Genomic DNA, 24,084 nt, shown 5'->3' with positions numbered 1-24,084 from the left:
CATTTCAAGTCGTGATCAGAGCGCGTTGCCGCTCGAATTCGAATCGACCGAGTTCTCGAGATCGGTGGAGTTGCTCGTCTCGATACCATCTACCGCGGAAAGATTCGCGTCCGACTCTTCGACGACCGTGTTCGACTGAATGTCGGTAACGTTCTCGGTCGCTGCGGGCTTCGTGCAGGCGGCGAGGCCAAGTGCCAGGACTGCAATCATTGGCACGATCGTGATCTTCTTCATCGAATGGTCTCCGTGATGACTAGTGCAGAATTACGACCGCAATGCGCGAAATCGATCCTGGAACCGAAAGCTAACCAGCGATGCCGCCGAACGCAATACCCTATCGTAAGACTATGATTTAATCACCAGCTCAGGCCGGCGCGTGCGTAGACGTAGCGGCCGTTGAACCCGAACGGCGAGTAATACGGGTAGCCGATCACCCCGGTCGGGTTGTTCGCGATGCTCGTCGCGTCGGGATAGACGTCGAACAGGTTGCTGACGCCGAGCCCGATCTGCGCGCCCTTCTTCGCCTGGTAACGAAGTTCGAGATCGGTGATCAGGTGCTTACCGCTATGCACGTCGCCGGCCGCCGTCGTGCCGGGCTGCGTCACGTCGCCATAATAGGTGACGCGGGCCAGTGCGCCGAGCTGGTCGAGCGACCAGTCGATCGACCCAGTCACCTTCTCGCCCGGCGTACCGTTCTCGAGCGACTCGATGCGGTTGCGGGCGAACAGCGTCGGTGCCGGGTTAAGCGCCGAGGTCGATGTCGGCACGCGCGTCACGTTCACATCGTTGACGTTACCGGCGATCGTCAGGTCGAACGTCCCGGCAGCATCGGTCGGCAGCCGGTAATGCGCGACCGCGTCGATGCCCTTTGTGGTCGAGGCGATGCCGTTGACGAAGAACCGCGCGGCGCTGACGTTGAACGGCGACAGCAGGGCCGCGACCTGCGGATTGCCCGCTGCGGCAAGGTTCTCCGACAGTCCGATCTGGTTGCGGATGCGGATGCGGTAGGCATCGACCGTCAGCTCGAACCTGCCGGCGCGGATCACCGTGCCCACCGAAAAATTGGTCGACTTCTCGGGCTCCAGCGGAAGGCCTCCGAGTCTAGCCGCAATGGGGCTCACCGATGGGTAGGTGCCGGTCTGGATTGGATTTCCGTTTTGAATGACGGTCGCAACCGAGGTGAAATACTGCTGCTGCAAAGCCGGCGCGCGGAAGCCGGTCGACGCCGTTCCACGCAGTGCGAACCAGCGCGCGAAGTCATAGCGCGCGGAGACCTTACCGGTGCCGGTCGAGCCGAAATCGGAATAGTCTTCACCGCGTCCGGCGAGTCCGAGCAGCAGCTTGTCCGTCACCTGCGCTTCTACATCGAGATAGACGCTGCCGTTGCGGCGGCTCCGCTCGATCGCGTTGTCCGGCGAGAATCCGCCAAAGCCCTGCGCGCCGGGAGGTGCGGTCGGCAATGCGCCGGTCACTGTCCGATCGGCGGGATAGCCATAGGATGCGAGTTCGCCCGGCTGGATCTTGAACCCCTCGCGGCGCCCTTCGAGCCCGAACGCGACGTTGACGCCCTGCAACACGTCGAACTTACGATCGACGTCGAGCCCGACGATGTACTGGTCGTAGATCAGCGCACCGTCGGAGAAGTCGCGCTGCGTGGTGCGGCCATAGGCATAGTTCGCGGAATCGAGCGTCCGGAACCCGATCTTGTTGCGGCCATAGCTGGCGTTCAGGTCGACGTTCCAGTCGGCGACCACGCCCTTGATCCCGATGGCCGAGTTGATGTCGCGCGACTTGGTATTGATCAGCGGCAGGAACCCATCCGAAAGTCCTGCCAGCTCCAGTCGCGCGACTGCTACCGGGTCCGACTGCAGCGGCAATCGCGGGAAGGCCGCGCTGCGCGTGTCGCGGTCCTGATAGCCGAGCCAGCCGTACAGCTTCCACGTGCCGGTCAGCGTGGTGCCGGCGTTGGCGAAGATGCTGTATTGCTCGACCTTGGGGTCGCCGAAGAGGCCGGTCACACGACCCGGCGTCCCGGGGACTTTGACCAGCGCGCGCGTGTCGAAGTCGGCGCGGTTGGTCGCCTGGCGATCCAGATACTCGCCCGAGACAGTCAGGAAGCCGTCCTCGCCAAAGCCGATGCCCTGCCAGCCGGACACGGTCAGCGCATGCTCGCCATTCGTGCTGCGGCTGCCGCGCGCGGTGTCGATATCGGTGTTGTAGAAGCCGTAGTTGACGGTCATGCCGCCGCCCGACCGGGCCTCGCGCAGTCGCAGGTTGACGACGCCGGCGATCGCATCCGAGCCATATTGTGCGGACGCCCCGTCACGCAGCACTTCGATTCGGTCGAGTGCCACGGTCGGGATCGTGTTCAGGTCGACCGCGGCCGACCCGCGCCCGACCGACCCGCCGACGTTGAGCAAAGCCGCAGTATGGCCACGCACGCCGTTGACCAGCACGAGCGTCTGGTCGGGCGAAAGGCCGCGCAACGTCGCCGGGCGGATCGCGTCGGTGCCATCGACGGCGGACGGACGCGGGAAGTCGATCGACGGTGCGATCGCCGACAGCGCCGCGCCCAGTTCGGTCGTCCCCTGACGCTGGATCGCGGCCGAGCTCAGCACGTCGACCGGCGACGCGCTGTCGAGCCGCGACCGACCAACCGCGCGGGTGCCCGTGACGATGATATCGTCTGCCGTGTCGGGTGCCGCAGCCGTGTCTGCGGCAGGCGCCGTCGCCGTTTGCGTGGGCACGTCCTGCGCATGGGCTACCTGCGCGCTGGCAAAGGCAAGGGTCGAGGCGGCGAGCGTCAACGCGGTACGATAAGCAGTCATGATAGTGTCCCTGTTAGTGGATCGCTCTGCGACGATCTCCGTGCGAACCAAACGAGCGGTCGCAGTCATCGGTCCCGATAGGTCCCAAGCGACTGGCCGATAAGTGAAAAGAATGCGCGGCTGGATGCGCTGGCTGCAACGTCCCATTCGGGATGCCATTGCACCGCCAGCACGTCGCCGCCGCATGGGCGCGCCGAGAACGCCTCGACCAGCCCGTCCGACACCGAATGCGCCTCGACGCTGAGCCCCTCCCCCAGCCGATCGATTCCCTGGCGGTGAACCGACGTGACCGAGATGCTGGGCTCGGCGATCGCGGCCGCGAGCATCCCGCCCGATCGCAGTCTCACGTCGTGGACATGATCGAACAGCGTCTCGTACGCTGTCGCGTCGTCGGTCGACCGGTGATGGCCATCGTCCAGCGCATCGGTCAGCGTGCCGCCGAACAGCACGTTCAGCTCCTGCAACCCGCGGCAGATACCGAACACCGGCCGCCCCGCCTCGATCATCCGGCCCGCAAGTTCGAGCGCCACCGCATCGCGGTCCAGATCGAGCGCATCGTCGGCCGCGTCCGACTTGCCGTAGCGTGCCCCTGCGACGTTCGAGCGCGACCCGGTCAGCAACAGGCCATCTAGGCGTCCAGCCAGCGCCCGCGTGTCCATCGCATCCGCCACGGCCGGCACCAGCAGGACGGTTGCGCCGGCATAGCGCACCAGCGGCTCGACGAAGCGGGTGGCGACCGCCTGGATCGGACGATCGACCACTTCGTTGCAGCACAACACGCCGATCACGGGCTTGGGCGGCCCATCCTCCCGACGGCAGCAGGCAAAACGCATCATGCGGCGCGCCCTCTCAGCGTCTCGTGCAACTGGTCCGCCGCATCGCCCGCGAGGATCATCGCGGTCGGCTGTGCGACCACGCTGCCGGCGGGTACGTCTTCGAGCAGCCAGACATTACCGCCGATCGTCGCGCCCTGCCCGATCGTCACGCGACCAAGGATCGTCGCACCGGCATAGATCACCACGTCGTCCTCGACGATCGGATGCCGCGCGAGCCGTTCACGCGCCGACACGTCGGTCACGCCGAGCGGACTGCGCGCGCCGAGCGTGACGTGCTGGTAGATCTGCACCCGGTCGCCGATGATCGCGGTCTCGCCGATCACGACGCCGGTGCCGTGATCGATGAAGAAGCTGCGGCCGATCGTCGCGCCCGGGTGGATGTCGATACCGGTGCGGTTGTTGGCGAGTTCGGAGATGATCCGCGCGACGATTGGCGCGCCGAGGCCGTAGAGCGCGTGCGCGATCCGGTGATACAGGATCGCGACGATGCCGGGGTAGCAGATCAGGATCTCGTCCGCGCTGCGGGCCGCCGGATCGCCGAGGAATGCCGCGCGGACATCGTCGTCGACCAGTTCGCGGATCGGCCCCAGTTCGGCGCAGAACAGGCCGATGATCATGCTCGCATGGCTGACGTCGAACGACAGCACCGCCTCTTCCTGCCAATAGGCGAATTCGCGTTCGACCTGCCGTTGCAGCCGTTCCAGCGCCTGTCGGAGCCGTGTCTCGACGAACGCGTCCTCGCGCTCGACCGGACCTGCGAACATGCCGAGCCGCCCGGGAAACAGCGCCGCGACGAGATCGTCGAGCGCGCGACCGGTCTCGTCCAGCGACGGGAAGCGCGCGACGCTATGTCGGCCGTCCTGCTCCTGCCGCCAGGCGCGACGTGCGCTGCGCAGTTCGTCGATCGTCGCGGCGAGGTCGATCGGGTCGGATGCTGATGACACGGCGTTGTCCTTCATGTCAGCGGAGCGTGGGATAGCCGGCCCGGACGGCGTCGGCTTCCAGCGTCGATATCGGGGTCAGCGCACCTGGCTCGGCGGGTACGATCCCGGCGAGGAGCAGCGTCTCGCGTACCGCCGCGAGCGCGGGATCGGCGGCGACATGATCGAGCGCGCTTCGCAATGCCGCCACCGTCTCGGCGTCGGTCCCGGTCGCGGTCACGAAGGGCAGGCTCGGCGATGCGGGGCTGGGCGCGACGATCTTCAGGCGCGCGACCAACGCCGGCTCGAACCGTGCGATGGTCGCATAGGTTACGCGGTCGATCGCGGCGAGATCCGCCTTGCCCGTCCCGACCGCGACGATGCTGGCTCGATGCGCGCCGGTTTCGACCACCTCGGCAAAGAACGGCCCCTGCCCTGCAAACGGCGCTACCGTCGCGCGGAACAGGTTCATGCCGGTGTTCGACTGGCGGTCGTTGATGGCCGCGCGGCTACCGCGGAACACCGCGACCGAACCGCGGGGATCGTCCGCTCTCGCCACGATCACGCTGCCACTTTCTCGCCCGGCGTAGATCGGGAACGCGATCACGCGCAGATCCAGCGTCGGATCGGCGATCAACGGATAGCCACAGGCCTGACCGAACAGCAGCGCCGGATCACGCCAGATCGCATGGACGTCGCGCGTTCGATCGAGCCGATCGGGCACCTCCGCGACACCGCGTTCGCGCAAAACGGCAGCGATCGCCGACCACAGCCGGTCGTTCGCAGCGTGCTGCGCGGGGTGATCGTACATCCCGAGCGAGGCGATCCGGCCCGTCAAGACGCGGGCTCGCGGTGGAGGGGATGGACCATGTCGTCATGCGCGCTGAAGGCGAACCGCCGGACGATCTCGCCATATCCCTGATAGATCGGCGCCCCCGCCTCCGCGAACCGGGCTCGGTTATGTCGGTGGTACGCTGGCAGGTCGTACCAGGCGAGCGACGGCCGCTCGTGATGCGCGGCATGCAAATTGTTGTTGAGATACAGCAGCCCGAACAGCCCTCCATGCTCGACGCTGGCGGCGCGACCAGGGCTTGCGAGATCGGCGCGATGTTCGGCGTAGGAGCGCACCATGGTCAGCGCCATACCCGGATAAACGAAGCAGAGCACGTAACGGCCGACGCCAAGACCGACATGGTCGAGCCACGAGAGCACCAGCACGACCGCGACGAGGTGCGGCGCCCAATCGCGCACGACGCGCCCCGGTTCGCGCGCCAGTCGGCGGGTCTCTTGCAGGAAGAAGCGGCCGACCGAGATCGCAGGTCCGAAGACCATCTGACCGAGAAGCGTGGATTGAAGCCGGCCGAGGACTGCGGCGAAACCACGCGCCTGCACCCGGTAGCGGGACTCGGGGTCATGCCGCGGATCGGTGATGACCTCCGCCCGGTGATGCGCGACATGGCTTCGGCGATAAAGGCGGTAGGGCAACCACAGTGACAGCGGCGCAAACCCGATCGCGTCGTTGATCCACCGGATCCGCGTCGGATGCCCGTGAATGACCTCGTGCTGCAGCGATCCCTGCCAGGCGAGCAGCCACCCGCCGATCAGCACCAGCAACGGCGTCGGAATGACCGCATGCCACGCCGTCGCGACCATCCATCCGCCGTACACGATACCTGCCAGAAGGACGGTCGGCCATCCTACCGTCGAACTCGAAGCCTCTCGCTGCATTCCCATCTCCGTCCGAGGAGACTAATATCCCCTAGCTCAATGGGAATTGACAGTCGATTGAACTTTGCGGCGGAAAAACTTTGATTGTCAGGCGCTAGTCCGAGGCATCGACGGCGATCCAATCCTCCCCCGCCAGGGGGAGGTGGCAGGCGTATGCCTGACGGAGGGGGCGGCAAGCGATAACCGATGTTCCGTGTTTCTCCCCCGTCACCTTCGGCGACACTTCCACTTGGCGGGAGAAGATCGTTTCAGGCGATCTCTTCCAGCGGCAGTTCGGGCCGTGCCGCGAGCGCACGAAACCGCTTCACGGTCGCTTGTGTGAACGGCTTGGCAAACACCGTCGAGACGGTCACGAAATCGGCGGTCGCCTGCTCAGGCGTGAGCGTCAGCAGCGTGAAGCCCTTGGCGTCCTGATCGCAGAACCGCACTTCGCCCTTGTTGGCGTCGGCGATCAACGTGCCGATACCCGGCAACAACGAACCGTAGGACGGACTGGTGATCGCGGTGCAGCCGAATTCGACCGCGACCAGCTTGCCCGCGTCGTCGTGCAGATCATTCGCCCAGGCGGCATGACTGTCGCCCGATAGCACGATCGGCCGCGAATTCGCTCGCCGGAACGCCGCGTACAGGCGCTCGCGGGCGGGCGGATAGCCGTCCCAGCTGTCGAGGCCGAACGGCATGCCGGCACGGTACGAAGCGATGCCCGCCGCCAGTCGCTCGCGCCACATCGCCGGCAGCTTCGCCATCGTCTCGCCGAATTTCACCGGCCCGAGTTGCCGCTCCATGTCCGGCCCCGCGACCTTCGCCATCACGATCTGGTTGCCCAGCACCTGCCAAGGCTTCCCCGCCGTCGCCGATGCCGCCATCGTCCTCTCGACCCAGGCAAGCTGCGCCGACCCGAGCAGTTCGCGGTCGGGCCGCGCGCGTTCGGCCAGCATCGGCGCGTATTCGGCGGGTGTGATCGCCTCGCCCTTCGACACGACCTGATGGCTGCGCGCGAGCAACCGCGTCTCGACCATCACCAGCGTTGCCAGATCGCCGAAATCGAAGCTGCGGTTGATCGCCGCCCAGGGCTGGCCGGGCTTCGGATCGCGGATCGGCATCCACTCGAAATAGGCCTGCATCGCGGCCGCCTTGCGCGCGTCCCAGTCGCCCTCGGTCTTGGGATCGTGGTTCTCGGCACCGTGCATCCAGTCGTCGTTGGCGACCTCGTGATCGTCCCACACGCAGATGAACGCGGCGCGGGCGTGCGCGGCCTGCATGTCGACGTCGCGCTTCACCTGCGCGTGGCGCATGCGGTAGTCGGCGAGGCTGACGATCTCGTGGCGCGGCTCGACCAGGCGGCCGATCTTCTTGGCGATGTCGGCGCCGTACCCGTCGACGCCATATTCGTAGATATAGTCGCCGAGATGCAGCACGGCGTCGAGCCGGTCGAGCTTGGCGATCGCGTCATACGCGTTGAACAAACCGCCCGCGTAGAGCTGGCACGAGACGACGGCCATCACGACATCGGCGACCTTGCCCTTGGGCAGCGTGCGGAGCCGGCCGATCGGCGAGCGCGTGCCGTCCGCGGCGTCGAACCAATAGCGATATTCGCGGCCCGGCTGGAGCCCGGTCGCCTCCACCTTCGCGGTGAAGTCGCGCGCCGCACGGGCCTTGATGCTGCCCGAGCGGATCGGCTTGCCGCCTTCGGTCTCCGCGACGTGCCAGGTCAGCGAGATGTCGCCGGCCTGCGTCGCATCGACCGGTGTCGCCCGCGTCCAGAGAATGGCGCCGTCGACCGAAGGATCGCCGCTCGCCACCCCGTGATCGAAGCGTGCTTTCGCCGTACCTGCCGCATGTGTCGCTACCGCGGGAAGCGCGAGCGTCGCGCCGGAGCCAGCGAGTTTCAAAGCATTCTTGAGCGCATCGCGGCGGTTGATCGTCATCGTCTCGGACTTTCGTAACGGGTGTTGCCCGCCTGCTAGCCACGATCGAAGACACCCCGGCGGCAACGATGTGACAGCGCCGTTACGGAATAGTCATTTTGCTTTCATGAAGACGCCATCGAAACGTCACCTCGTCCCCGTAGTGCGACGGCAACGACACGGGGGACTTAATGACACGTATCTTTACGCGGCTCGCAGTTGCGACGCTCGCCACGACCTGCTCGACCATGGCGCTCGCACAAGCCGGCACGCCAGCTACTGCCCAAGCCGAAACCGAGGCCGCAACGTCGGACGACGAGATCGTCGTCACCGCGCAGAAGCGCGAGCAGCGGATCGAAGACGTCCCCATTACCGTCACCGCGCTGACTGGCGTTCGCATGGCGTCGATCGGCGTCAACTCGTTGAGCGAAGTCGCCGCCTATATTCCCGGCCTCCAGATCCAGGAGCAGAGCGCGAACAACCCCGGCTTCGTGATCCGCGGCATCACCTCGGACAACGGCTCGTCGCAGCAGGGCGCGCGCGTCACGCTATACTACAACGGTATCGACATCAGCCGTTCGCGCGGCGCCTATCAGGACCTGTTCGACCTCTCGCGGATCGAAGTCGTGAAGGGTCCGCAGGCGACCCTGTTCGGCACCGCGGCTGCGGTCGGCGCGATCAGCCTTGTGTCGGCCAAGCCAGAGCCCGGCATATCGGGCGCGATCAACGGCACGTACGGTAATTTCGACCGCACCCAGGTGTCGGGTTTTCTGAATGCGGGCAACGACGTGCTCGCCGGTCGCATCGCCTTCGCGTATAAATATCGCAAGGGCTACGTCCGCAACATCGCCGGCGACGCGAACGTGCCGAACCAGAACCAGGGCGGCGTCGACCAGGACGATCTGAACGGCCAGGACCAGCGCGGCATCCGCGGTTCGCTCCGCTATCGCCCGAGCGACAGCATCACCGCCGACCTCGTCCTGACCTATGACGGACAGCGCAACCCCGGCACCGCATTCAAGAGCCGCGCGCACGCCCCGACCGGCGGCCAGACCGGCGACTATGGCTATGCGGAACTCTCCGGCTCTCCGTACAGCGCCGCGGTTCTGGGCGCGCGCAAGCTCGGTCTCGACCGCAATGTCTATGACGCGAACCTGACGATCACCGCGGAGCTGTCGCCGGGGATCACCTTCACCACCGTCAACGGGTATCGCAAGTTCGACGCGCTCGAAGTGTTCGACGCGGATGGTGGGCCCGCCGCTTATCTTGAGTTCGCCGAAGACGCGAAGGGCGACCAGTGGAGCCATGAGAGCCGCTTCGCCTTCGAAGGGCCGAAGTACCGCGCCTCGGTCGGCTGGAACGCATTCTTCGAGAACGGCTTCCAGCGCGTTCCGTTCGCGACCGAAGAGGGCACGTATCTCGCCTGCTCGGTCACGCCCGCCTACGCCCCGATCCGCTCGGCGCTGAACGGCGCCGGCATCCCGACCGGGACCGGATGCGTCGCACCGAACGGCACGGTTCCCGCGACGCGCGCAACCGCAGCACTCACAGGTGGTCGAGCAACGGCAATACCTTACGCCGCGGAGTTCACGAACTACGGCAACAACGACACCTACTCGGTATTCGCCGACGCGACGTACATTCCAATACCCGCGCTCGAACTGACCGCCGGCGCGCGCATCCTGATCGAGGACCGCCAGTCAGGCTATTCGTCGGTCCAGCCGAACTCGGTGATCCTGGCTGCCCTCGGCATCGAGTCGAGCCTGCTCGGCACGGCCAACACCAACGGCAACAAGTTCGTCGCGGAGAAGAGCTTCACCGCGATCCTGCCGCGCTTCAATGCGCTGTTGAAGCTCAATGAGGCGGTCAATCTCTACGCCACGATCAGCAAGGGGCGCCGTTCGCCGGTGGTTCAGCTCGCCGCGCAGCGCACCGCGTTCGGCGTCGGCCCCAACCTGCAGGTCGTCCCGCAGGAGAACGTCTGGAACTACGAAGGCGGCATCAAGGGACGCGTCGGTCCGTTCAGCGGCGCGGCATCGGTCTTCTACCAGACCTATGACGGCTTCCAGGTGTCGGTGACGAACAACGGCGTGACCACGACGCAGAGCGCCGGATCCGCCAAGAACCTCGGTGTCGAGCTCGAAGGCAATCTGAAACTCGCCTCGTATCTCTCGGTATTCGGGACGTTTGCCTACATCGACGGCGGCATCGGCGACGAAGCGGCGAACGGTGTGTTCGCCGGCAACCGTTTCCGCCTTCAGCCGGACACGACCGCGTCGGGCGGCGTGATCCTTCGCCTGCCGGTCGGCGGCGCGACAATCTACGCCACGCCGAGCGTCACCTACCGCGCCAAGGCGTTCTTCGAGCTGCCGAACAACCCCGCGATCAGCACGCCCGGCTACACGCTGGTCAACGCGCGCGCCGGGGTCGAGTTCGCGCAAGGTCGCTACAGTGTCGGCGGCTTCGTCCGGAACGCGACCAACAAGCGGTACCTGATCGACGCGGGCAACACCGGCGGCGGCTTCGGCATCCCGACCTACATCGCCGGCGAGCCACGCTTCTACGGCGTCGAGCTGGGCGCGAAATTCTGATTTCCACGCATCGTTACACACCACGCAACCATCCCCGGGGGGACCAAGCATGACGTTCGAAACCATCTATACCGACGGCGATATCGACACCAACCCGACCGCCAATCCGCATATCAACGACCTGATCGAAACGCGCTATTCGCGTCGCCAGACCTTGATGGGCGGCATGTCCGCGACCGCCGCGGCGGTGTTCGGCGGTATGTTGCTGACCGGGTGCGACGATGACAATGACGGCAACGGCTCGAGCCCCGTCACGGTGACGGCGACCGCCGGCGGCAGCTCGACCGCAGGCCGCGTCGCGACGCTGACCGGTGCAGCGATCGGCCAGGTCGACAGCGTGATCTGGACTCAGACCGCCGGCCCCGCCGTCACGCTAGCCGGTGCGTCGACTGCCACCGCGACCTTCGTCGTACCGGGTGCTGCTGCCGGGACCGTCCTCAGCTTCCAGTTCACCGCAGTTTCGGCCAGCGGTTCGGTCAGCGCGACGACAAGCGTGACCGTCGGCGCGGCCTCGTTGGGCTTCACGGCCGTTGCGAAGAGCCTTGCGGATGTCGTTGCAGTGCCTGCGGGTTACGCGGTGACGGTCTTGTACCGGCTCGGTGATCCGATCGGCAGCGGCGTTGGCGCGTATGCCAATGACGGTACCGACGCGACCTTCTCGAAGCGCGCGGGCGATCATCATGACGGCATGAGCTATTTCGGCATGTCCGCGACCGGAACGCCTGACGCCAACGGCAACACGCGCGGCCTGCTCGTGCTCAACCATGAGAACATCACGCAAGCCTATTTGCATCCGAACGGCCCGACCACCACCGCCGGCGTCCGTCCCGAAGCCGAGGCGCTGAAGGAGATGGAGTGCCACGGCGTGTCGGTCATCGAGGTCAACCGCGCCGCCGCCTGGAGCTACACGACCGCCTCGTCGTTCAATCGCCGCATCACGCCGCTGACGCCGATGAGCTTCTCGGGGCCGGTGCGCGGCGCTGACAGCCTCAAGACGCGCTACTCGCCAGATGCCACCACGGGCCGCGGCACGATCAACAATTGTGCAAACGGTACAATGCCTTGGCACACGTACCTGACCAACGAAGAGAACTGGGTCGGCTATTTCAAGCGTGAAATCGGCGACGCGGCGCGGCGCGCGGCAACTGGCCCTGTGGGCGTAAAGGCGAACACCTCGCTGACGCGCTACGGCAAGGGCGAGAACAACACCGGTGGCAACTATGGCTGGTCGACGGTCACGCCAGCGGACACGACCAGCACGGTCTACTCGCGCTGGAACATCACCGCGCAGGCTGGCGCGCCCGCCGATGGCACAGGAGATTTCCGCAACGAGATCTTCCAGTACGGCTGGGTGGTCGAGATCGACCCGTTCGACGCAGCCTCGACGCCGCGCAAGCGGACCGCACTCGGTCGCATGAACCATGAAGGCTGCGAGATCGGCCGGACGATCGCGGGCGTGAAGCCGGCCTTCTACATGGGTGACGACGCGCAGAACGAGTACATCTACAAGTTCGTATCAGCGACACCGTGGTCTGTGGCGGATGCAAGCGCAGCGAACCGTCTCGCTATCGGGGACAAGTATCTCGATGCAGGCACACTTTATGTCGCAAAGCTTGCAGCGGATGGTAGCGGCCAGTGGCTCCCACTGGTTTTCGGCCAGGGGCCCCTCACCTCGGCCAACGCAGCCTATCCGTTCGCAAGCCAGGTCGATGTGCTGATCAACACGCGGCTGGCGGCGGATGCACTGGGTGCGACCCGGATGGATCGTCCGGAGTGGACCGCAGTGAATCCGGCGACCGGCGAGATGTATTGCACGCTTACCAACAACTCGTCGCGCACGGTGGCTACCGCGGACGCGCCCAACCCGCGCGCCTATGTCGATCCCAAGACCACGGGCGGCCAGACCACGGGTAACGCCAACGGCCACATCATCCGCCTGCGCGAGACCGGTGACACGTCCGAGGCAACGACGTTCGCTTGGGACATCTATGCGTTCGGTGCCGGCTCCGATCTGGATGCGACCAACATCAACCTGTCGGGTCTCGATGCGACCAACGACTTCTCGTCGCCCGACGGCCTGTGGTTTGGCTTGCCCAGCAACGCGTCGGGTACGATCGCACCGGTCATGTGGATCGAGACGGATGACGGCGCGTACACCGACGCCACCAACTGCATGCTGCTCGCCTCGGTGCCGGGGATCGTCAACGATGGCGGTACGCGGACGGTCACGAACAACATCGGTGCGGCGACCGGCTCGGTAACGACGCGGGTCGGCAAGGCACCGGGCGCGGCACTGCGCCGTTTCCTGGTCGGGCCGAAGGAGTGCGAGATCACCGGTATCCATACGACGCCGGACGGCCGGTCGCTGTTCGTGAACATTCAGCATCCCGGCGAGAATGGCGGACCGACGAACATCACGAGCAGCTGGCCAGCCAACCAGGCGGGCGCGGTGACGACGCCGTCGCGGCCGCGGTCCTCGACGATCGTGATTACGAAGACCGACGGGGGTGTGGTGGGGCTTTAAGCTCAAGAACCCTTGCGATCCTCCCCCGCAAGGGGGAGGTGGCACCGAAGGTGGCGGATGGGGAGGACACGGAACATCGGTTTCCCTGTCCGCCCCCTCCGTCTGGCACGTGCCAGCCACCTCTCCCTGGCGGGCGGAGATTTTAGCGTCCCTCTATCACACCGACAAACCCCGCCCCGGCGGAGGCCGGGGTCCAGTTGGGGGGACGTTGCTGACCCGCGCTGCGCTTCGTTATTGCCACCTCTCCAACTGGGCCCCGGCCTTCGCCGGGGTGGTGCAGTTTCGAGGGGTGGTGCAGTTTCAGGGCGGTCGCGTCCCGTAGGCCCTAGACCGTCCCCGCCGGAATCCGCGCCAGCGCCTCGTGCTCGATCTTCTCAAGCTCATCGCGCGTCTGGACGATCGCCTCGCGTTGCGCGTCGAGCAGGTCGATCCGCTGTCGGCACCGTTCGGCCAGCGCGCGCATCTGCTCCACGTGCTGCGGATCGGCGTCGTAGAGGTCGAGGAACTCCTCGATGTCGCGCAGCGTGAAACCCAGCCGCTTGCCACGCAGGATCAACTGCATCCGGGCCACTTCGCGCCGCGTGTAGACGCGCGTCGTACCGATCCGGCAGGGCTCGATCAGCCCCTTGTCCTCGTAGAACCGCAACGTCCGCGCGCTCACGCCGAGCATGCGCGAGACTTCCTGTATGCCGGTAAGATCGTCCTGTCGGTCGTTCACGCGTCCACTCCCCTCGCCTCCGACGCCGCCGCCTTTGCGGTCTCTTCAGCGACAAGTTCCTTTTTGGATAGCTTGCCGATAAGCGTCTTGGGGAGACTGTCGCGGATTTCGACCTCGCGGGGAAGCTCGATCTTGCTGATCTTATCTCGCAGAAAATCGCGCAGTTCGAGCGGGGTAGCGACCGTCCCTTCGGCCAGTACGACGAAGGCCTTCGGCGCCTGGCCGCGGTATCTGTCGGGGACGCCGATCACCACCGCTTCGAGCACCGCGGGGTGTTCGTACAGCGCCTCCTCGATCACGCGCGGATAGACGTTGTAGCCGCCGGCGAGGATCAGGTCCTTGATCCGGTCGACGATGAACAGATAGCCGTCCGCATCGAGATGCCCGACATCGCCGGTGCGCAGCGCGCCGTCCGCGAACAGGTCCGCGGTGGCGGCAGGCTTGTGCCAATAGCCATGCGTGATCTGAGGACCGCGCGCACAGATCTCGCCATTCTCGCCGACCGGCAGCAGCCGGGTCGGGTCCTCGCGGTCACGGATCTCGATCGTCGTGCCGGGAAAGGGCAGCCCCGCCGAGCCTGGCTTGTTGAGGCCATCGATCGGGTTGCAGGTGATGATCGGCGAGGCTTCAGACAGGCCATACCCCTCGCACAGCTTCGCGCCCGTCGCCGCCTCGAACGCGATCCGCACCTCCGCTGGCAGCGGCGCGCCGCCCGAGATGCAGGCGTGGATCGAGGACAGGTCGATCTTCTGCGTCTCGGCGGCCGTCGTAATGGCCGCATAGATCGTCGGCACCGCGGGGAAATAGCTCGGCTTGGTGCGCTCGATCGTCTTGAGCAGTTGCTGCAATTCGAAGCGCGGCAGCAAGATCATTTCTGCGCCGGTGCGGATCGAATAGGTCAGCACGGTGGTCAGCGCGAAGACGTGGAACAGTGGCAGTGCGCCGAGCACGCGGTCCTGGTGCGGCTGCTCGCCACCGACGAACACGACCATCGCATCGGCGTTGGCGACGAGATTGCCGTGGCTAAGCATTGCGGCCTTGGGTTCGCCGGTCGTCCCGCCGGTATATTGCAGCACCGCGACCTCGTCCGGGGAAACGGTAACGGGTGACGGCGCACCCTTCGCTTTGAGCAGCGAGTCGAACGTGGAATGGCGCGCATCGCTCGACGCTTGGCCGATCTCAGCGCGCTTGAAGATGCGGTAGGCGATCGACTTCAATGTCGGCAGCGCGCCCGCGATCGGACAGGTTATGACGTGCTTCACGCCCATCTGCCCCGCGACCTTGAGCACGCGTGCGTGGATCTCGGCGATGTCGCAGGTGGCGATGATCGTTGCGCCGGAGTCTTCGAGCAGATGCGCAAGCTCGCGCTCGACATAGAGCGGGTTGACGTTGACGACGACGCCGCCGGCCTTGAGGATCGCAAAGAACAGGATCGGATAATAGGGCGTGTTCGGCAGGCACAGCGCGACGCGCGTGCCCTTCACGACGCCCATGTCCTGGAGCCCCCGCGCTGCCCGGTCGACCGACTCGCCGAGCTCGGCATAGGTCAGCGTCCGGCCCATGAAGTCGAGCACGTTGCGCGACCCGAACCGCTGCACCGACAGGTCGAGCATGTCGCCCAGCAGCCGCGGCTCGCCCAGCAACGGAACGCCGATCGCCTTGCCCCCGGAAGTGTCCTGCATCTCGCTCTCCATTGCTCAGTGTGCGTAAGCCATATTGTCGGCCGCTTCACCTTGACGTAAAGGTGAGGTATCGCACCTTAAGGGTAACCCGCAAGCGTTAACCGGGTCGACCGCAATATGAGAGGATCATCGTGACCAACGTCGTCATCGCCGGGTACGCCCGTTCGCCGTTCCACCTCGCCGGCAAGGGCGATCTCGCCCGCGTCCGTCCGGACGATCTCGCCGCGCAGACGATTCGCGGGTTGCTCGACAAGACCGGCGTCGATCCGGCCGAGATCGAGGACATCATTCTCGGCTGCGCCTTCCCCGAAGGCGAGCAGGGCCTCAACGTCGCCAAGCTGATCGCACAGATCGCCGACCTGCCGATCTCGGTCGGCGGCATGACGGTCAACCGGTTCTGCGGCTCGTCGATGAGCGCGATCCATATCGCATACGGCCAGATCGCGGTCGGCGCGGGCGAGGCGTTCATCTGCGCGGGCCTCGAATCGATGAGCCGCGTGCCGATGGGCGGCTACAACCCCCTCCCCAACCCCGAGCTCGCGAAGAAGAGCGCCGGCGCGTACATGGGCATGGGCGAGACCGCCGAGAACGTCGCGCGCAACTACCAGATCACGCGCGCCGAGCAGGACGCGTTCGCGGTGAAGAGCCAGGACAAGGCTGCCGCGGCGCGCGCTGATGGCCGCTTGTCCGACGAGATCGTGACGATCCAGACCAAGGCGGGCCCGGTCAGCCAGGACGGCACGATCCGCGCCGGCACGACGACCGAAGCGCTCGCCGGCCTGAAGCCCGCGTTCAGCGCGGACGGGTCTGTGACCGCCGGCACGTCCTCGCCGCTGACCGATGGCGCGTCGGCAGTGCTGGTTACCTCGGAAGAGTTCGCCAAGAAGCACGGCCTGACGATCCTCGCACGGATCAAGTCGATCGGCGTGTCGGGTTGTGCGCCCGAGACGATGGGGCTCGGCCCGATCGGCGCGTCGAAGAAGGCGCTGGAGCGCGCCGGAATCACCGTCGCCGACCTCGACGTGGTCGAGATCAACGAGGCGTTCGCGAGCCAGGCGATCGCCTGCATCCGCGATCTCGGACTGAAGGACGAGACGATCAACCTCGACGGCGGCGCGATCGCGATCGGTCATCCGCTCGGCGCGACCGGCGCTCGGATCGTCGGCAAGGCGGCTGCATTGCTGGCGCGCGAGGGTGGGCGGTATGCGCTCGCGACGCAGTGCATCGGTGGCGGTCAGGGCATCGCTACGGTGCTGGAGCGCGCATGATGGTCGATGCTGTGAAAAAGGTCTGCGTCATCGGCGCAGGCGTGATGGGCGCGGGCATTGCCGCGCAGGTCGCCAATGCCGGCATCCCGGTGCTGCTACTCGACATCGTCCCCCGCGATGGCGACGACCGCGACGCAGTGGCAAAGGGCGCGGTCGCCAAGATGCTCAAGACCGATCCCGCTCCGTTCATGTCGAAGCGCGCGGCCAAGCTGGTCGAGACGGGCAACATCGACGATCATCTGGGTCGCGTCGCCGAATGCGACTGGATCGTCGAGGCGATCGTCGAGCGGCTCGACATCAAGCAGGCGCTGTACGCCAAGCTCGAAGCGCTGAAGCGCCCCGGCACTGCGGTGTCGTCGAACACCTCGACGATCCCGCTCGGCAACCTCGTCGAGGGGCGTTCCGACCAGTTCAAGGCCGACTTCCTCATCACGCACTTCTTCAACCCGCCGCGCTACATGCGGCTGGTCGAGATCGTCCGCGGCGTGGCAACTGACGTCGCGGTCGCGGAGAAGGTCGAGGATTTCGTCGATCGCTTCATGGGCAAGCGGATCGTCCGCGCGAAGGACACGCCAGGGTTCATTGCCAACCGCATCGGCACCTACTGGCTGGCGATCGCGATCAACGCGGCGATGGACCAGGGGCTGACCGTCGAGGAAGCCGACCAGATCGGCGGTCGTCCGATGGGCGTGCCTAAGACCGGGATCTTTGGATTGGTGGATCTCGTCGGCGTCGACCTGATGCCGCTGCTGTCGAAGAGCCTCTCGTCGACGCTCCCCGCGGGCGATCCGTATTTCGATACGGTGCGCCCGCTGCCGCTGGTCGACAAGATGATCGCGGAAGGGTTCACCGGCCGCAAGGGCAAGGGTGGTTTCTACCGCTTCGACAAGGCGACGCGCACCAAGCTGTCGCTTGACCTCGCGACCGGCGAGTACCGTGCGGAAGCCAAGCCCGTGGAGTTGCCGGGCAAGACCGGCAAGGATCTCGCCGCGCTGATCGCCGAGCCGGGCAAGATCGGCACCTATGCGTGGACGATCCTCGGCAGCGTCTTGTCCTATGCTTCGATGCTCGTCGGTGAAGCGGCGGATGATATCGTCGCGATCGATGACGCGATGAAGCTCGGCTACAACTGGAAATACGGGCCGTTCGAGTTGATCGACCGGATGGGGCCGGGCGTGCTCGCCGCTCGCCTTGCCGAGGAAGGTCGCGATGTTCCGGCGATCCTGACAACTGCGGGCGATCGTCCGTTCTACCGTGTCGAGAACGGGCAGCGTCAGTATCTCACCGCTGGCGGCGAGTATGCCGACGTGCCGCGCGCGGACGGTGTCGAACTGCTGGAGGACATCAAGCTCCGCTCGCAGCCGATCCTCACGAACCTGTCGGCGTCGCTCTGGGATGTTGGCGACGGCGTCGCGGCGCTCGAGTTCCACACCAAGATGAACGCGCTCGACGATCAGGTCGTCGCGCTCATCAACGAGGTGATCCCGGTCGTGCGCGAGCGCTTCAAGGCGCTGGTGGTGTATAACGAGGCGTCGAACTTCTCGGCGGGCGCGAACCTCGGCGCTGCGATGTTCGCGGTCGGTGCGGGCCTTTGGGACATGGTCGAGGCCAGCGTCTCGGGTGGTCAGCAGGCGTACAAGGCGCTCAAATACGCGCCCTTCCCGGTCGTCAGCGCGCCCGCCGGCCTCGCGCTGGGTGGCGGGTGCGAGATACTGCTCCACTCCGACGCGGTGCAGGCGCATGCCGAGACCTATGCCGGGCTCGTCGAGTGCGGCGTCGGGCTCGTCCCAGGCTGGGGCGGCAATGGCGAGATGCTCGACCGCTGGACGAAGTCGCGCACGCTCCCGAACGGGCCGATGCCGGTGTTGACAAAAGTGTTCCAGGCGGTCTCCACCGCTCAGGTCGCCAAGTCGGCGGCGGAGGCGAAGGAGATGATGATCCTGCGCAAGGCCGACGGCATCACGATGAACCGCGACCGGTTGCTGGCGGATGCGAAGGCCAAGGCGCTGTCGCTGGTCGAGGGCTATACGCCGCCGGAGAAGCCGACCTTCCGCCTGGCGGGCGCGAGCGGCCGGACGGGGCTGAACATGGCAGTGGCGGACTTCCACAAGAAGGGCATGGCGACCGACTACGACCTCGTCGTCGCGGATCGTCTTGCCGAGGTGCTCACCGGCGGCGAGGCCGATCTTGTCGACACCGTGACTGAAGACCAGTTGCTCGACCTCGAGCGCGCGGCGTTCATGGCGAGCGTGAAGGATCCGCGGACGCAGGCGCGAGTCGTGCACATGCTGCAGACTGGCAAACCACTCCGCAACTAAGACTGTTCCCCCGTGAAAGCGGGGGCCCAGGGTCAAGCAGCGTTGCGTTCGTGATCCTGGGCCCCCGCCTGCGCGGGGGCACACCGTGCGCATGAACACTTTTTCACCGCCCGAAATCAGTAAGAAGACTTGACTTGTCTTCGTACAATTCTAGTCGGGGCCGATAACTGCCGTATACGGCAACGAAGTCGCGGTAACGTCGCCGACTTTACGAGATTTTAGCGACCGTACGCATACGGCGCGCCCAACGACACTAGGAGAGGATAGAAGATGTCCCTGTTGATCGCCACCGCCTTGCTCGCCGGCGCGTCCGCCACGCCCGAAACCGTCATCGGCCGCTGGAAGACCGAGACGCACAACGCCATCGTCGAGATCGCCCGCTGCGGCCCGTCGATCTGCGGCAAGATCCTCACCTCCGACGCGCTGCGCGCCAATCCTTCGATGAAGGACGCGAACAATTCCAACACCGCGCTGCGCAACCGCCCGATCCAGGGCATGCAGATGCTCAGCGGGTTCAAGTCGGACTCGGACGGTGTCTGGAGCAGTGGCCAAGTCTATAATGCCGAGGACGGCAAGACCTATAGCGGCAAGATCACGCCCCTGGGTGCGAACCAGCTGAAGCTGCGCGGCTGCGTCTTCTTCCCGCTCTGCAAGACCCAGACCTGGACGCGTGTGCGCTGAAGCGGCGCTTCCTCTTCCATAATATCAGTATAGCTTTCAGGACCTTACCCATGATGCTTCGCACCAAAGCTCCGCTTCTCGCGGTATCCGCTCTCGTGTCCGCCTTCGGCTTCGCCAGCACAGCCTACGCCGACGCCTTCTATCTCCAGGCACAGTCCGCGCGTGGCGCCGGTCGCGCATTCTCGGGTGAGGGCGCCGATACCGGACCCGACTCGCTGTGGTGGAACCCCGCGGCGATCGCCGGTATCCGCGACGGCAGCGCGACGCTGAGCGCGAGCGCGATCCTGCCCAAGGGCGACGTCGTCGACACCGGCACGCTCATCGGCCGCCCGACCTTCTCGCCGACGACCGGCCGGCCAACCGGGTTCAACTATGCGCCGGTCGGCGGCAACCGCATCTCGAGCGATCCGATCAACAAGGGTGTCGTTCCGTCGGGCGCGATCGCCTATCCGCTGACCGACCGGATCGCGATCGGCGTCGCGGTGACGTCGCCGTTCAGCTTCACCACCAATTACGAAGCGAACAGCTGGGCACGCTACAGCGCCGACAAGACCCGGCTGCGGACGATAGATATCCAGCCGTCGATCGGTGTTGCCGTGACCGACTGGCTGCGTGTCGGTGGTGCGCTGAACGTCGAATATACCGACGCGACGCTCAACAACGCCCTCCCCAACCTGTCTGCTGCGCTGCCCGACGGCTTCCAGGAGTTGAAGGGTGACGGCTGGGACTTCGGCTGGACCGCAGGCGTGCAGCTTCACAACGACTTCGCTACCGTCGGCGTCAGCTACAAGTCGAGCATCCGCCACAATCTGAAGGGCAGCCTGAACATCACTGGGCTGGTCGGTCCGCTGGCAAGCTCGAACGTCTCGATCGATAACGCCAAGGCGAGCTTCAACACGCCGGGCCAGGTGATCGTCGCCGGCCGCATCCGCGCCACCAATGCGCTGACGCTCAACGCACAGGTCGTCGCGTACAACTGGAGCAAGTTCGACACGATCGATCTCGGCGCCCCGCTGAACACCGCGATCCCTGAAAACTACCAGGACAGCTGGAGCCTCGCGGGCGGCTTCGACTACGCCGTCACCCCCAAGGCGACGATCCGCGCGGGTGTCCAGCGCACCAAGACGCCCACGCAGGACGGCTTGCGCGATGCCCGCGTGCCCGACGCCGACCGCTGGACCTATGCGGCAGGTGGGTCGTACCAGCTGACCTCGCGCATCGCGCTCGACGCCGCCGCGCAGTATGTCGATTTCGAAAACACCACGATCGACCGCAGGACGGCTGCCTATGTCGGCACCGCCGCGCAGACGAACATCCTGACTTCGGGCGCACTTCGCGATGCGTCGGCTGTCGTGCTGTCGCTCGGTGGCCGGCTGAGCTTCTAAGGGTCCGCCTTCACGATCCTCCCCCTTGCGGGGGAGGGTTTTATACCTCGACCAACCTCAAACCCTCGGCGTAGACCCGCTGCTTGGCCGCGTACGCCGCAGCGGACATCTTTAGCCCGGCGATCGCTTCCGGAGACAGCTCGCGCACCGCTTTCGCGGGCGCCCCAACGATCAGGCTCCCCGCAGGAAACACCTTCCCCTCCGTCACCAGCGCATTCGCACCGATCAGGCAATCGTCGCCGATCACCGCGTTGTTGAGGATCGTCGCGCCCATCCCGACCAGCACGTTGTCGCCGATCGTGCAGCCGTGGAGGATCGCGTGATGGCCGATGGTGCAGCCCTCGCCGATGGTCAGCGGCGCGCCCGGATCGGAGTGCAGCATCGCACCCTCCTGGATATTGGTCCACGCGCTAACGAGGATAGGCGTGTTGTCCGCGCGGATCACCGCCCCGAACCAGACGCTCGCCCCCTCCCCCAGCCGTGCGTCGCCGATGACGTCGGCGGACGGCGCGACCCAGACGCCGTCGGCCAGCGTCGGTCGTTTCCCCTCGATCGCGTAGAGTGGCATCAGGCAGCGTCCCTTTCCTTTGCCCGCGCGCGGAACGCGTGGAGCAGCGGTTCGGTATAACCGCTCGGTTGCGTGAGACCATCGAACACGAGCGCGCGAGCGGCCTGGAACGCGAGGCTGTCGTCCTCGTGCCCCGCCATCGGCCGGTACAGCGGATCGGCCGCATTCTGCGCATCGACCTTCGCCGCCATCCGCCGCAGCGCGGCATCCGCCTCGTCGGGCGTCGCGACCCCGTGAAGCAGCCAGTTCGCCATGTGCTGCGAACTGATCCGCAGCGTCGCGCGGTCCTCCATGAGGCCGATGTCGTGGATGTCGGGCACCTTCGAACAGCCGACGCCCTGGTCGACCCAGCGCACGACATAGCCGAGGATCCCCTGCGCATTGTTCTCCAGTTCCTCGCGCACCTCGTCCGGCTGCCAGTTGTGCCCGGTCGCGACGGGGATCGTCAGCAGCGCATCGAGCGAGGCGATCGGCTCGGCCTTGCGCTCCACCTGCCGCGCGAAGACGTCGACGCGGTGGTAATGCGTCGCGTGCAGCGTCGCGGCGGTCGGCGACGGCACCCAGGCGGTGTTCGCGCCGGTCATCGGATGCGCGATCTTCTGCTCGAGCATATCCGCCATCCGGTCCGGCGCGGCCCACATGCCCTTGCCGATCTGAGCCTTGCCGCTGAGCCCGCAGGCGAGCCCGATCTGGACGTTGCGATCCTCATACGCCTTGATCCACGACGAGGCCTTCATCTCGCCCTTGCGGATCATCGGACCGGCGCGCATCGAGGTGTGCATCTCGTCGCCGGTGCGATCGAGGAAGCCAGTGTTGATGAATACCACGCGATCCTTCACCGCGGCAATGCACGCGGCCAGGTTGGCGGAGGTACGCCGCTCCTCGTCCATCACGCCGACCTTGATCGTGTGGCGCGCGAGGCCGAGCAGGTCCTCGATTCCGTCGAACAGCCGGTTGGTGAACGCGGCTTCGTCGGGGCCGTGCATCTTCGGCTTGACGATGTAGATCGAGCCCGCGCGGCTGTTGCGGATCGGTCCCGTGCCGTTCCGATCGTGCAGCGCGATGAGCGACGTGACGATGCCGTCGAGGATACCCTCGGGCGCCTCGCTGCCGTCAGCGAGAAGGATCGCAGGCGTGGTCATCAGGTGGCCGACATTGCGGACGAACATCAGGCTGCGGCCGGGGAGCGTGAACGCCCTGCCGTCGGGGGCGGTGTAGTGGCGGTCCGGTTCGAGCCTGCGCGTGACTGAGTGCCCGCCCTTGTCGAAGCTGGCTGTCAGGTCGCCCTTCATCAGCCCGAGCCAGTTGGCATAGGCGGCCACCTTGTCCTCGGCATCGACCGCGGCGACCGAATCCTCGAGATCGGCGATCGTACTGAGCGCAGATTCGAGCACGACGTCAGCGAGGTTCGCAGGGTCGTCGCGACCGATTGGATGCTGAGAATCGATCACAAGCTCGATGTGGAGGCCGTTGTGATTCAACAGGATATTGTCGCCCGCATGCCCGACGATCTGGCTCGGATCGGCAAGCTGCGGCGTCCCGCCGGTCCAGTTGGTCCATGACCCGATCGCCAGAGGCACAGCGTCATCCAGGAACGCCTTCGCCCACGCGATCACCTGCGCGCCTCGGGCGGCGTCATAGCCCTTGCCGGACGCCGCGCCCGGGATTGCATCCGTGCCGTAGAGCGCATCGTACAAGCTCCCCCAACGCGCGTTCGCCGCGTTCAGCAGGAAGCGCGCGTTGAGAATCGGGACCACCAACTGCGCACCAGCGAGCGAGGCGACCTCCGCATCGACATTGGTCGGAGCGACCGCGAACGGCGCAGGCTCGTCGACCAGATAGCCGATCTCGCGCAGGAACGCCTGATACTCGGCCTGGTCGATCGGCTTGCCGGCGCGGGCTTCGTGCCAGGCATCGATCTTGGCCTGAAGGTCGTCGCGAACCGCGAGCAGCGCGGCGTTTTCCGGCGCGAACCGGGCGTAGATATCGGACACGCCTTGCCAGAACGCGGCGGCGTCGAGACCCGTCCCCGGCAACGCCTGTGTCTCTATGAAGTCCACGAGCGATGCGGCGATCTTCAGACCTGCCTTTTCGATCATCTCGGCCATGCTGCACTCCTATGCTTTGACC

Annotated in this window: 17 protein-coding genes; 6 read left to right on the top strand and 11 right to left on the bottom strand. The window is 65.9% G+C overall.

The features are described 5' to 3' along the window. Positions 1-15 precede the first annotated feature (15 nt). From C8J25_RS06305 to C8J25_RS06275, 7 genes are all read right to left on the bottom strand, one after another. Positions 16-234 (bottom strand): hypothetical protein, encoded by a 219-nt coding sequence (locus C8J25_RS06305; protein ID WP_056058912.1) that lies wholly within the window; start codon positions 232-234, stop codon positions 16-18. 122 nt (positions 235-356) lie between these two features. Continuing rightward, positions 357-2,828 carry a TonB-dependent receptor plug domain-containing protein gene (locus C8J25_RS06300; RefSeq protein ID WP_107953249.1) on the bottom strand — a complete coding sequence of 824 codons (2,472 nt, stop codon included), beginning with the start codon at positions 2,826-2,828 and terminating at the stop codon, positions 357-359. Positions 2,829-2,893: 65 nt separating this feature from the next. Further along, a complete protein-coding gene (locus C8J25_RS06295; RefSeq protein WP_208622525.1) occupies positions 2,894-3,664 on the bottom strand; it encodes a gamma-glutamyl-gamma-aminobutyrate hydrolase family protein in 771 nt (256 codons plus the stop codon). Beyond that, entirely contained in the window at positions 3,661-4,623 is a 963-nt protein-coding gene (gene epsC / locus C8J25_RS06290) for a serine O-acetyltransferase EpsC (RefSeq protein WP_056481704.1), read from the bottom strand. Before epsC ends, C8J25_RS06295 begins: the two co-directional genes overlap by 4 nt. Position 4,624: 1 nt before the next feature. Continuing rightward, complete coding sequence (locus tag C8J25_RS06285; RefSeq protein WP_107953247.1) at positions 4,625-5,422, bottom strand: phosphate/phosphite/phosphonate ABC transporter substrate-binding protein; 798 nt, start codon at positions 5,420-5,422, stop codon at positions 4,625-4,627. Continuing rightward, entirely contained in the window at positions 5,419-6,312 is an 894-nt protein-coding gene (locus tag C8J25_RS06280) for a fatty acid desaturase (RefSeq protein ID WP_107953434.1), read from the bottom strand. Before C8J25_RS06280 ends, C8J25_RS06285 begins: the two co-directional genes overlap by 4 nt. Before the next feature lie 248 nt (positions 6,313-6,560). Next, the gene (locus tag C8J25_RS06275) at positions 6,561-8,240 is read right to left on the bottom strand and encodes an alkaline phosphatase D family protein (RefSeq protein WP_107953245.1); all 1,680 of its coding nucleotides are present in this window, start codon (positions 8,238-8,240) and stop codon (positions 6,561-6,563) included. A 170-nt stretch (positions 8,241-8,410) separates the two neighbouring features. On the opposite strand from C8J25_RS06275, the gene C8J25_RS06270 reads away from it, so the two are divergent. After that, a complete protein-coding gene (locus C8J25_RS06270; RefSeq protein WP_107953243.1) occupies positions 8,411-10,810 on the top strand; it encodes a TonB-dependent receptor in 2,400 nt (799 codons plus the stop codon). A 49-nt stretch (positions 10,811-10,859) separates the two neighbouring features. Beyond that, on the top strand, positions 10,860-13,334 hold the full coding sequence (locus tag C8J25_RS06265) for a PhoX family protein (RefSeq protein WP_107953240.1): 2,475 nt from the start codon (positions 10,860-10,862) through the stop codon (positions 13,332-13,334). A 325-nt stretch (positions 13,335-13,659) separates the two neighbouring features. Here C8J25_RS06265 and C8J25_RS06260 read toward each other — a convergent pair whose 3' ends face one another. After that, entirely contained in the window at positions 13,660-14,052 is a 393-nt protein-coding gene (locus tag C8J25_RS06260) for a MerR family transcriptional regulator (protein WP_107953238.1), read from the bottom strand. Beyond that, positions 14,049-15,734: a long-chain-fatty-acid--CoA ligase gene (locus C8J25_RS06255; RefSeq protein ID WP_244186831.1), complete on the bottom strand. Its 1,686-nt coding sequence runs from the start codon at positions 15,732-15,734 to the stop codon at positions 14,049-14,051. The genes C8J25_RS06260 and C8J25_RS06255 overlap by 4 nt, the downstream gene beginning before the upstream one ends. A 131-nt stretch (positions 15,735-15,865) precedes the next feature. On the opposite strand from C8J25_RS06255, the gene C8J25_RS06250 reads away from it, so the two are divergent. From C8J25_RS06250 to C8J25_RS06235, 4 genes are all read left to right on the top strand, one after another. After that, positions 15,866-17,002: a thiolase family protein gene (locus C8J25_RS06250; RefSeq protein WP_107953236.1), complete on the top strand. Its 1,137-nt coding sequence runs from the start codon at positions 15,866-15,868 to the stop codon at positions 17,000-17,002. Then, entirely contained in the window at positions 17,002-19,320 is a 2,319-nt protein-coding gene (locus C8J25_RS06245; protein ID WP_107953234.1) for a 3-hydroxyacyl-CoA dehydrogenase/enoyl-CoA hydratase family protein, read from the top strand. Before C8J25_RS06250 ends, C8J25_RS06245 begins: the two co-directional genes overlap by 1 nt. 270 nt (positions 19,321-19,590) lie before the next feature. After that, a complete protein-coding gene (locus C8J25_RS06240; protein ID WP_107953232.1) occupies positions 19,591-20,001 on the top strand; it encodes a DUF2147 domain-containing protein in 411 nt (136 codons plus the stop codon). Positions 20,002-20,051: 50 nt separating this feature from the next. Further along, entirely contained in the window at positions 20,052-21,386 is a 1,335-nt protein-coding gene (locus tag C8J25_RS06235; protein ID WP_107953230.1) for an OmpP1/FadL family transporter, read from the top strand. A 40-nt stretch (positions 21,387-21,426) separates the two neighbouring features. Here C8J25_RS06235 and C8J25_RS06230 read toward each other — a convergent pair whose 3' ends face one another. Continuing rightward, a complete protein-coding gene (locus C8J25_RS06230) occupies positions 21,427-21,954 on the bottom strand; it encodes a gamma carbonic anhydrase family protein (RefSeq protein WP_107953228.1) in 528 nt (175 codons plus the stop codon). After that, positions 21,954-24,053, bottom strand: coding sequence for a malate synthase G (locus C8J25_RS06225; RefSeq protein ID WP_107953430.1), 2,100 nt, complete (start codon positions 24,051-24,053; stop codon positions 21,954-21,956). Before C8J25_RS06225 ends, C8J25_RS06230 begins: the two co-directional genes overlap by 1 nt. Positions 24,054-24,084: the final 31 nt, after the last annotated feature.

It is taken from the genome of Sphingomonas faeni (assembly GCF_003053745.1).
GTDB classification, from domain to species: Bacteria; Pseudomonadota; Alphaproteobacteria; order Sphingomonadales; family Sphingomonadaceae; genus Sphingomonas; species Sphingomonas faeni.
The sequence above is the reverse complement of the archived record's forward strand: the minus strand, read 5'-3'. Positions and strand labels throughout refer to the sequence as shown.